Annotated in this window: 7 protein-coding genes and 1 riboswitch; of the genes, 4 read left to right on the top strand and 3 right to left on the bottom strand. The window is 66.9% G+C overall.

The window, feature by feature from the left end:
* Positions 1-100: 100 nt before the first annotated feature.
* Both ACFXHA_RS06160 and ACFXHA_RS06155 read right to left on the bottom strand, forming a co-directional pair.
* On the bottom strand, positions 101-1,450 hold the full coding sequence (locus tag ACFXHA_RS06160) for a bifunctional o-acetylhomoserine/o-acetylserine sulfhydrylase (protein WP_379353555.1): 1,350 nt from the start codon (positions 1,448-1,450) through the stop codon (positions 101-103).
* Positions 1,451-1,546: 96 nt separating this feature from the next.
* A riboswitch (SAM riboswitch) is annotated at positions 1,547-1,659 on the bottom strand.
* 11 nt (positions 1,660-1,670) lie between these two features.
* On the bottom strand, positions 1,671-2,387 hold the full coding sequence (locus ACFXHA_RS06155; RefSeq protein WP_379353553.1) for a TetR/AcrR family transcriptional regulator: 717 nt from the start codon (positions 2,385-2,387) through the stop codon (positions 1,671-1,673).
* Between the two features lie 138 nt (positions 2,388-2,525).
* Here ACFXHA_RS06155 and ACFXHA_RS06150 point away from each other — a divergent pair, with 138 nt between their 5' ends.
* The 4 genes from ACFXHA_RS06150 (at position 2,526) to ACFXHA_RS06135 (ending at position 8,827) form a co-directional block, all read left to right on the top strand.
* Positions 2,526-4,022: an MFS transporter gene (locus ACFXHA_RS06150; protein WP_379353551.1), complete on the top strand. Its 1,497-nt coding sequence runs from the start codon at positions 2,526-2,528 to the stop codon at positions 4,020-4,022.
* A 367-nt stretch (positions 4,023-4,389) separates the two neighbouring features.
* Positions 4,390-5,607 (top strand): NADP-dependent isocitrate dehydrogenase, encoded by a 1,218-nt coding sequence (locus ACFXHA_RS06145; protein ID WP_379353549.1) that lies wholly within the window; start codon positions 4,390-4,392, stop codon positions 5,605-5,607.
* A 445-nt stretch (positions 5,608-6,052) separates the two neighbouring features.
* Positions 6,053-7,447, top strand: coding sequence for an FAD-binding oxidoreductase (locus ACFXHA_RS06140; RefSeq protein WP_379353547.1), 1,395 nt, complete (start codon positions 6,053-6,055; stop codon positions 7,445-7,447).
* A 168-nt stretch (positions 7,448-7,615) separates the two neighbouring features.
* Complete coding sequence (locus ACFXHA_RS06135) at positions 7,616-8,827, top strand: MFS transporter (RefSeq protein ID WP_379354971.1); 1,212 nt, start codon at positions 7,616-7,618, stop codon at positions 8,825-8,827.
* 60 nt (positions 8,828-8,887) lie between these two features.
* Here ACFXHA_RS06135 and ACFXHA_RS06130 read toward each other — a convergent pair whose 3' ends face one another.
* Complete coding sequence (locus tag ACFXHA_RS06130; RefSeq protein ID WP_379353545.1) at positions 8,888-10,150, bottom strand: acyl-CoA dehydrogenase family protein; 1,263 nt, start codon at positions 10,148-10,150, stop codon at positions 8,888-8,890.
* Positions 10,151-10,164 lie beyond the last annotated feature (14 nt).

Here is a 10,164-nt window from a genome sequence, read left to right as displayed (position 1 = left end):
AGCCCCAAACCCCCGTGGGCGTGGGTCCCGAGCGTCCCGTCCGGCGGCGGGAGCAAACGCTCCGCCGCCGGACGGGAGGTGCTCGATTCGATGTTCACGGTCAACTTGCCGCCGCCGTCAGTCCGGCCGCCAGATCCGCCAGGATGTCGTCGATGCCCTCGATACCCACGGCCAAACGCACCAGACCAGGCGTGACGCCGGTAGCCAGCTGTTCGGCGGGCGTCAGCTGGGAATGCGTGGTGGAAGCCGGGTGGATGACGAGCGAGCGCACATCCCCGATGTTAGCGACATGGCTGTGCAGTACCAGCGCCTCCACGAACTTCTTGCCTGCATCGACGCCACCGGCCAGCTCGAAGGACACGATGGCGCCCACACCCTTGGGTGCCAGCTGTTTGCCACGCTCATGCCACGGCGAACTGGGAAGCCCTGCGTAGTAAACCTTCTCGACGCCGGACTGCGCCTCGAGGAACTCCGCGACCGCCTGTGCGTTGGCCACGTGCCGCTCCACCCGCAGGCTCAGCGTCTCGATGCCCTGCGCGATGAGGAAGGCGTTGAACGGCGAAACCGCCGCGCCCAGATCGCGCAGCAACTGCACGCGCGCCTTCAGAGCGAAGGCGGGCGCGCCCAGATCGGCGAAGACCACACCGTGGTAGCTGGGGTCGGGGGTGGTGAAACCGGGGAACCGCGACTCGCCCGCTTCGTTCTTCGCGGTCCAGTCGAAGCTGCCGCCGTCGACGATCACGCCCGCCACCGCGGAACCGTGCCCGCCCAGGTACTTGGTGGCCGAGTGCACGACGATGTCGGCGCCCAGCTTCAGCGGCTGGATCAGGTACGGCGTGGCGACGGTGTTGTCTACGATGAGCGGCACGCCCGCGGCATGCGCCACCTCGGCGATACCCGGGATGTCGAAGACCGAGCTGCTCGGATTGGCAACGGTCTCACCGTAGAACGCCTTGGTGTTGGGTCGCACGGCCGCGCGCCACTGCTCGAGGTTGTCGGGGTCCTCGACGAAGCTGACCTCGATGCCCAGCTTGGGCAGCGAGTAGTGCAGCAGGTTGTAGGTGCCGCCGTAGAGGTGCGGGCTGGCCACGATGTGGTCGCCGGCCTGCGCGAGATTGAGGATCGCGTAGGTCTCCGCGGCCTGACCCGAGGCCAGCAGCAGGGCCGCGACGCCACCCTCGAGGGCGGCGACACGCTGCTCCACCGCGTCCTGGGTGGGGTTCATGATGCGGGTGTAGATGTTGCCCGGCTCGGCGAGACCGAACAGCGCGGCGGCGTGATCGGTGTCGCGGAAGGCGTAGGAAGTGGTCTGGTAGATGGGCAGTGCGCGGGCCCCGGTGGTCGGATCGGGGGCCTGTCCGGCGTGAATCTGCTTGGTCTCGAAGGACCAGTTCGCCGGATCGAGGGTGCCGTCAGCCGCAACGGCCGCGGGCGCGGTCGAGTCACTCATGTGTTCTGCTCCAAAAACAAGGTCGCCGAATGGCGGAAGTTTGACGTTATCGAGAAGCGAATGGGCTTCGACAACAACACATTTCGGTAGACCTCCTGATTGCGCTTGCGTTCGGCCTTCGAACGCCCGGTCTGCACCCGGAAGCACCCCACCGCAGCTGGAGGGTTGCCGATCAGCAAGCCGGGGCCTTAACGCTGATGCTCTGGACCTGTTGGGGATTCTAGCGGGCGGAGGCGGCAGTCTCGGAAGTGGGGCTCGCCACACCGGATCCGCAACAGACACGCCGGAATTCATGGAAGGCGGCCTGCACATTGTCGGCGAGCAGTCGGGCCGTGGCGGGGGCTGTGCAGCCCGCGAAGTCGGATTCGGCCTCGAATTCGCACTCCATGCCCACCCGGACGATGCTGTGCCAGGTGCCCGCGATGAGCCGGACGGTGAGGTGCTCCTCGGGCAGTTGGAGGCGCTGCGCCAGGACTTCGGTCATGGCGCGGGTCTTGGTGTCGGCCGATTCCATGCTGAGCGCGCGCACGGCGACGCTGTCGCGGGTGATGCGCTGCATTTGCTGGAACCACCGGAAGGGTACCGGCGCATCGGATTCGATGATCTGGTCCACGACCGCCAGGAAGGCGTCGAGCAGCGCCTGCATCTCGTCGCCGGTGACGGGCTGCACGCGCAGCGCGTCGGCGAGGGCGTAACCGAAGCCCTCGATGGGGGCGATGACGATCGCCTCTTTGCTGTCGAAGTACCGATTCACGGTGCGCGGCGAGACGTCGGCCTCGTCGGCGATCTGTTCGACGGTGGTGGCATCGAAGCCCTGTTCATCGCATAGACGCAGCGCAACGTCGATGATCCGATCCCGGGTCTGCTGCTTCTTGCGTTCGCGCAGGCCGGGGCGATGGCGCATGACCACACCGATGTGGCTTGACAACTCCGACATGACCCCATCTTAGAGGGTTATAGCTGTTTCCTGTCCCGGTATGACAACTGTCGCATTGCGACATTTTTCCCTTGACGCCAATTGTCGGTGGGGGCCACTATGGTGAAAGCTGCCTTCGCACCCCCACAGGAGAGGCTCATGACCGTAGCCACGGATGCTCTCGATACAGACGAGAAAGCAAGTCCCGCAAAAGATTCCAGACGCTGGTGGGCGCTGGGCGTGATCGCCATGGCACAGCTCATGGTCGTTCTGGACGCCACCATCGTCACCATCGCCATGCCGTTCGCCCAGCAGGATCTGCACATCAGCGACGGCGACAAGCAGTGGATCTTCACCGCTTACACCCTGATTTTCGGCGGCCTGCTGCTGCTCGGCGGCCGCCTCGCCGACTACCTCGGCCGCCGCCGGATCCTGATGATCGGCCTGGTCGGCTTCGCCGCCGCCTCCGCGGTGGCCGGTCTCGCGCAGAACGCGGCCGAACTGTTCGCGGGCCGCGCGTTGCAGGGCGCGTTCGGCGCACTGCTGGCCCCGGCGGCCCTGTCGCTGGTGTCGGTGACCTTCACCGAGGCCAAGGAACGCGCCCGCGCCTTCGGCGTGTTCGCGGCCGTGTCCGGGGCGGGTGCGGCGCTGGGCCTGATCGCCGGCGGCGCGCTGGTCGAATACGCGGACTGGCGCTGGTCGTTGCTGGTGAACACCCCGGTCGCGCTGCTGGCCCTGGTCGGCGCGTTCGTCTTCGTGATCAAGGATGTGCCCGCACCTCGCACGGGCGGCTATGACCTGCCCGGCGCGGTCACCGTCACCCTGGGCCTGATCTCCATCGTCTACGGCTTCAGCCGCGCGGCCTCCGACGGCTGGACCGCCGCCTCCACGCTGGCGCTGTTCGTGGCGGGTGTGGCCTTGCTGGCGGCCTTCGTGGCCATCGAACGTCGCACCGCGAATCCGTTGCTGCCGCTGCGTATTCCGGCCGAGATCAACCGCGGTGGCGCGTACCTGATCGCGCTGCTGGTGCCGATCGCGATGTTCGCCATGTTCCTGAACCTGAGCTTCTACCTGCAGATCGTGCAGCACTATTCGGCGCTGAAGACGGGTGTGGCGTTCCTGCCGTTCCCGGCCGGGATCGTGGTCTCGGCGGGTATCGCCTCGACGGTGCTGCCGAAGATCGGGCCGCGTCCGCTGATGCTGGCGGGTTCGGTGCTGGGCGCGGCGGGCCTGCTGTGGCTCTCGCGGCTGGAGTACGGCGACAGCTACGCCGTCGCCCTGCTGCCCGCCATGATCCTGATCGCGCTGGGCATGGGCTTCCTGTTCGTGTCCATGCAGACCACCGCGCTGCACCAGGTCGAGGCCGAGGACTCGGGTGTGGCCAGTGCGCTGCTGAATGCCGCGCAGCAGGTCGGCGGTTCGATCGGTACCGCGCTGCTGACCACCATCTCGGTGCAGGTGGCCCAGCGGTACGTGCGCAACAACGGGACCGTCGACCATGTGATCGAACGGGCCTCGGTGCACTCCTACAGCGTCGCGTTCCTGATCGGTGCGGTGTTCTTCCTGCTCTGCATTCCGATCGCGGCGTTCATGATTCGCGACAAGCCGGAAAACCTGCTCGAGGGCGACGAGCACGCCGTGGCTCTCGCCGTCTGACGCAGCGCCTGACCGGCGAAAAGATATATCCGTGGGCCGTGGCACCCCCATTCCGCATTGCGCGGGATGAGGGGTTGCCAGGGCCCTTTCCTTTTCGCATGCTGGGAAGTGCCGAAAGTCACGCGAAAAGCTACTTATCGGTAACCGCACTGAATTCCCGCACAGCGGGGGCCGCCGTCGCGGTGAGATCGATAGCAGCAGTACGCTTGTCTTGCTTGACGCCACAGCGTACGTGGACTTGGCACCACAGGTCCCGTGCCGAGCGCCATGCGTATACGTTGTCTGTTGAACAGCTGGGGTCCGCTACAAGCGGTGCTCACCGGCCGTGCAATGGGAGCACCACCTTCCTAGGAGGACACGAAGATCCATGTCCAAGATCAAGGTTGAAGGGACCGTCGTCGAACTCGATGGCGACGAGATGACCCGGATTATCTGGCAGTTCATCAAGGACAAGCTGATCGTCCCGTATCTCGATGTGAACCTCGAGTACTACGACCTCGGCATCGAATACCGCGACAAGACCGATGATCAGGTCACGATCGACGCGGCCAACGCCATCAAGAAGCACGGCGTCGGCGTCAAGTGCGCGACGATCACCCCTGACGAGGCCCGCGTCGAGGAGTTCGATCTCAAGAAGATGTGGCGGTCGCCCAACGGCACCATCCGCAACATCCTCGGCGGCACGATCTTCCGCGCGCCGATCATCATCTCGAACGTCCCGCGTCTGGTTCCGGGTTGGACCAAGCCGATCATCATCGGCCGTCACGCCTTCGGTGACCAGTACCGTGCCACCGATTTCAAGGTGCACCAGGCGGGCACCGTCACCCTGACCTTCACGCCGGAGGACGGCTCCGAGCCGATCCAGCACGAGGTCGTGCGCATGCCGGAAGACGGCGGCGTGGTGATGGGCATGTACAACTTCCAGGAGTCCATCCGGGACTTCGCGCGGGCCTCGCTGAACTACGGCCTGCAGCAGAACTACCCGGTGTACATGTCGACGAAGAACACCATCCTGAAGGCCTATGACGGCATGTTCAAGGACACCTTCCAGGAGATCTTCGAGACCGAGTTCAAGGACGAGTTCGCCGCGGCGGGCCTGACCTACGAGCACCGTCTCATCGACGACATGGTCGCCTCCGCGCTCAAGTGGGAGGGCGGCTACGTCTGGGCCTGCAAGAACTACGACGGCGACGTGCAGTCCGACACCGTGGCGCAGGGCTTCGGCTCGCTGGGTCTGATGACCTCCGTGCTGCTGACCCCGGACGGCCGTACCTGTGAGGCCGAGGCCGCGCACGGCACCGTGACCCGGCACTACCGCCAGCACCAGCAGGGCAAGCCCACCTCCACGAACCCGATCGCCTCGATCTTCGCGTGGACGCGTGGCCTGGCCCACCGCGGCAAGCTGGACAACACCCCCGAGGTGATCGGCTTCGCCCAGACGCTCGAGGATGTCGTCATCAAGACGGTCGAGTCCGGCCAGATGACCAAGGACCTCGCGCTGCTGGTCGGCGGCGACCAGGGCTACCTGACCACCGAGGAGTTCCTCGGCGTGCTGGACGCCAACCTGGCTCGCGAGATTCGCTGAATTACCCAGGGGCAACCCTGAATCGGAGCGAGAGCTCCAACGCGCCGACGAACGTGAACAGCGCGAAGCGGTGGACGATGGGGGCCGGGACCACAGTCCCGGCCTGAACATCCACCGCGCCACAACGGGCACCTGCCCCCACCTGAATCCGGGTGGGAGGGCGGGTGCCCGAATTGTTTTCCGGGGGAATCGATCAGGTTATGTCCGATCCGGCGTTGCCTGATCACGAAACGATCATGATTCGATCGCGAGCATGGGTGATGTGCGAAAGCCGCCGTGGGCGGCCTCGCACCGGCGTGCGGACGTGCGCCGACTCGTCGCGGCCTGTCGTGGGGTCGGGCCGCGGCGAGGGCCACGCGGGCGGGTTAACGCGGATACCGGGTAGATCAATACCCGTGTGACATACGGGGTTCGGCCGCGGTTGCGCGGCGGCGAAGGAGATGGCATGTCGGGTATCGGGAATGACTTGCGGCGGGTCGTGCGGGGACGCGTGTTCGGCGACGGTGAGGACGGGTTCGACGATGCGCGGCAGCCCTGGAATCGAGCTGTGCAGCAGCGGGTTTCGGCGGTCGTCCAGGTGGCCGACGCGGCGGACGCGGCGGCGGTGGTGCGCTACGCGGCGGGAGCCGGGCTGGCGGTGACCACGCGCGCGACCGGGCATTCACCGTCGCTGGCGGCGGACGGAACCGTGCTGGTGACCACCGGAGCGCTCGACGATATCGACGTGGACGCGGCGACCCGGATGGCGCGGGTCGAGGCCGGCGTGCAGTGGGGCCCGGTGCTGGCGGCCGGCGCGCAGCACGGGCTGGTCGGGGCGGTCGGTAGTTCGCCGGTGGTGGGCGTGGCCGGGTACACCCTGGGCGGTGGACTGGGCTGGTTCGCGCGCAGTCGCGGACTGGCGGCCAACGCGGTGCGGGCGCTGGAAGTCGTTGCCGCGGACGGGAACCGGGCGCGGGTCACGGCCGAATCCGACCCGGATCTGTTCTGGGCGCTGCGCGGCGGCGGCGGCGATTTCGCGCTGGTGACCGCACTCGAGTTCGAGCTGTTCGAGGCGGCGGGGCTCTACGGTGGCCGCGTCATCTGGCCGGCCACGCAGACCGAGGCGGTCATCGCGGCCTATCGCCATGCCACCGCGGAAGCGGCCGAGGGACTGAGCATTTGGCTCACCCTCATGCAGTTCCCGCCGTTCCCGCAGATCCCCGAATTCCTGCGCGGTAAGTCCATGGTGATCGTGGATATGCTTGCGCAGGGCGGGGTTACGGCTCCACTGCGCTGGTTCGACGAGATCCCCGGCGAGGTCATGGACACCCGCCGCCCGCTGGGCCCGACCCAGATCGGCGATATCTGTATGGAGCCCGTCGACCCGAGCCCCTCGCGGGTGCGCGGCGAACTCCTCACCGAATTCACTGCGGCGGTCAGTGATTCCCTGCTCGCCGCCGCGACCCCGAACGGTTCGGTGTATCCGCTGGCCCTGGTCCAGATCCGTCACCTCGGCGGCGCGCTGACCCGCCCGCCCGCCGATGCCGGGGTGGCCGGCGGCATCGAGGAGCCCTTCCTGATCTCGATGCTCGGTCCCGCGCCTTCGCTGGACCATGTCGCGGCGGTCCTGGAGCGTCGCGAGGCGATAGCCACCGAGCTGTCGCTCTACTCCTCGGGCCGGAAACCCTTCACCTACTTGGATTCCGGTGATACCCCCGCCAATGCCTTCGCGCCCGATGCGCTGACCCGATTGCAGGCCATCAAGAACCGCGTCGATCTCGAGGGTGTGTTCCGCAGCAACTTCCCGGTCGCCCCGCCCGTGGATGATCTCGATCGCGCCATCCTGGACGCCCCGGCCTGACCGCCACGGGCGTTTTCGAAGGTCCGTGGGGTGGGCCAGCCGACGATCCGGGCCGGTCGGTGAGTGAAATCACCGGACTGGACGGTATCGGGATGGTTCGCCACTGTGTTGCGCTTGGTTGTGCCCGAATCTGTCTCCGCCGCCACCGCAGCATCGACCCCCGACGAGATGAGCCGTCCCGTCGCGGCGGCCACCGATGAATCGGCGACCGACGCGGCTCCGCGCGACAGCTGGCACATCCCCGCCATGCTGGCGCTGGCCCTGGGCGGATTCGGGATCGGCACCACCGAATTCGTCACCATGGGTTTGCTGCCGGATATCGCGTCCTCCATGAGGGTCTCCGAACCGACTGCCGGGCACATTGTTTCCGCCTACGCGCTGGGCGTGGTGATCGGCGCTCCGGTGATCGCCGCGCTGTGCGCCCGGGTGCCGCGCAAGCGACTGCTGATGGCCTTGATGGCGGCCTTTGCCCTGGGTAATGCGGCCAGCGTGGTCGCGCCGTCGTTCACGACCCTGACCATTGCCCGCTTCGTCTCGGGCCTACCGCACGGCGCCTACTTCGGTGTGGCCTCGCTGGCGGCCGCCTCGCTCGCGCCGGTAGGTCAGCGAGCGAAGGCGGTAGCTGCGGTTATGCTGGGCCTGAGCGCCGCCAACGTCGTCGGCGTTCCCGCCGCCACCTGGCTGGGCCAGCATTTGGGTTGGCGGGACGCTTTCGTCGTGGTCGCGGTCATCGGTCTGGCCACCGTCGCCGCCATCTTCCGCTTCGTTCCGGAACTGCACGGCGTCCGCATGACCGACCCCCGCACCGAACTGACGGCCCTGCGCCGCCCTCAGGTCCTGCTGACCCTCCTCGTCGGCGCGGTCGGCTTCGGCGGCATGTTCGCCGTGTACACCTACATCACCACCACCCTCACCGACGTCGCCGGTCTCCCCGTCGGTCTGGTCCCCGTGGTGCTCATGCTCTTCGGCCTGGGCATGGTCGCGGGCAATATCATCGGCGGCGTCTTCGCCGACCGCGGCGTGGACCGCGCCATCTTCGCGTCCATGCTGTCGATGGTGGTCATCCTCGCCGCTTACATTGCGGCAGCCCACAACCCGTACACCGCGGCCATCGGCGCCTTCCTCATCGGCGCCTCCGGCGCCTCCCTGGCCCCCGCCCTGCAAACCCGCCTCATGGACGTAGCCCACGACGCCCAAACCCTCGCCGCCGCCCTCAACCACGCGGCGCTGAACATCGCCAACGCGGCAGGCGCCTGGCTCGGCGGCCTGGTGATCGCCGCCGGCCTCGGCTACACCGCCCCAGCCGCCGTAGGTGCGGGCCTCGCAGTCGTCGGCGTCGCCCTGTTCGCAGGCACCGTCCTCATCAGCCGCCGATCCTAGAGATCTTGCTGGGTGGTGTGGGGCCGTCACCGGCGACTGGTGGCGGCCCCACGTGCTCGCCTAGTAGGCGAGCAGTCCCTTGGCTACGTGGGTGATCTGGATTTCGTTGGAGCCTGCGTAGATCATGAGGGACTTGGCGTCTCTGGCGAGCTGTTCTACGTGATATTCGGACATGTAGCCGTTGCCGCCGAAGAGTTGGACGGCGTCCATGGCCACCTCGGTGGCCACTTCGGAGCAGTAGAGCTTCATTGCCGAGGCTTCCGCCAGGGTGGGGGGCTTACCCGCGCCCGAGCGTTCCAACGCGTTGAAGACCATGTTCTGCACGTTGATTCGGGCTACTTCCATCCTCGCCAGTTTGAGCTGGACGAGTTGGAAGCGGCCGATTTCCTGGCCCCAGAGTTTGCGGGTCTTGGCGTAATCGACGCACAGCCGGTGGCATTCGTTGACGATGCCCAGGGCCATGAAGGCGACGCCGATGCGTTCGGCGGTGAAACTCGAACGGGCGCTTTCGCGTCCGTCGCCACCCTCGTGCACCTCGGTCTCGCCGAGCAGGCGGTCGCGGCCCAATCGCACGTTGTCGAAGAACAATTCGCCGGTGGGTGAGGCGTGCAGGCCCATCTTCTTGAACGGCTTGCCCTGGGTGAAGCCCTCCATACCCTTGTCGAGCACGAAGGTCAGCACCTTGCGGTCCCGCTTGTCGACCCCGTCGCCCTCGTCGAGTTTGGCGTAGACGACGACGGTGTCGGCGTAGGGGCCATTGGTGATGAAGGTCTTCTGCCCGTTGAGGATGTAGTCGTCGCCGTCGCGGCGGACGTAGGTCTTCATGCCGCCGAAGGCGTCCGAGCCCGAGTCCGGTTCCGTGATCGCCCACGCCGCAACCTTTTTCATGGTCACGATGTCGGGCAGCCAGCGTTCCTTCTGTGCCAGCGTGCCGCGCGAGAGGATGGTGGTGGCCCCGAGCCCGATGCTCACGCCCATGGCGGTGACCAGGCCCATGCACACCCCGGACAGTTCGCTGACCAGCACCGCCATCAGCGATTCCTGCCCGGAGAACGGCCCGCCGTCGCCGGACTTCGCCTTCTTCTCCGGTAGCGGCTCCCCGGCCGCGAGCGCCTCTTCCCGCTTGCGTTGCCTGGCAAGCAGTTTGCCGATCGACTCCGCCCCGAGCGCGTCGATACCGAACTCGGAGAAGAGTTTCCGGATGATCGGGTACGGCAGCATGTCCCCGCTGTCGAGGGCGTCCAGGTGTGGGCGCAGCTCCTTGTCGATGAAGCTGCGCACCGCCCCGCGGATCAGCTCATCGGTCTCGGACCATTCGAACATCGTTGTCCGCCTTC

The sequence above is a fragment of the Nocardia sp. NPDC059240 genome (assembly GCF_042753865.1).
In the GTDB taxonomy this organism is placed as follows: domain Bacteria; phylum Actinomycetota; class Actinomycetes; order Mycobacteriales; family Mycobacteriaceae; genus Nocardia.
This window is presented reverse-complemented; position numbering and strand designations above follow the sequence as displayed.

Excerpts from the sequence above, each read along its gene's own strand:
- ACFXHA_RS06160 (WP_379353555.1), bottom strand. The coding sequence starts at position 1,450 with ATGAGTGACTCGACCGCGCCCGCGGCCGTTGCGGCTGACGGCACCCTC.
- ACFXHA_RS06155 (WP_379353553.1), bottom strand. The coding sequence starts at position 2,387 with ATGTCGGAGTTGTCAAGCCACATCGGTGTGGTCATGCGCCATCGCCCC.
- ACFXHA_RS06150 (WP_379353551.1), top strand. The coding sequence starts at position 2,526 with ATGACCGTAGCCACGGATGCTCTCGATACAGACGAGAAAGCAAGTCCC.
- ACFXHA_RS06145 (WP_379353549.1), top strand. The coding sequence starts at position 4,390 with ATGTCCAAGATCAAGGTTGAAGGGACCGTCGTCGAACTCGATGGCGAC.
- ACFXHA_RS06140 (WP_379353547.1), top strand. The coding sequence starts at position 6,053 with ATGTCGGGTATCGGGAATGACTTGCGGCGGGTCGTGCGGGGACGCGTG.
- ACFXHA_RS06135 (WP_379354971.1), top strand. The coding sequence starts at position 7,616 with ATGAGCCGTCCCGTCGCGGCGGCCACCGATGAATCGGCGACCGACGCG.
- ACFXHA_RS06130 (WP_379353545.1), bottom strand. The coding sequence starts at position 10,150 with ATGTTCGAATGGTCCGAGACCGATGAGCTGATCCGCGGGGCGGTGCGC.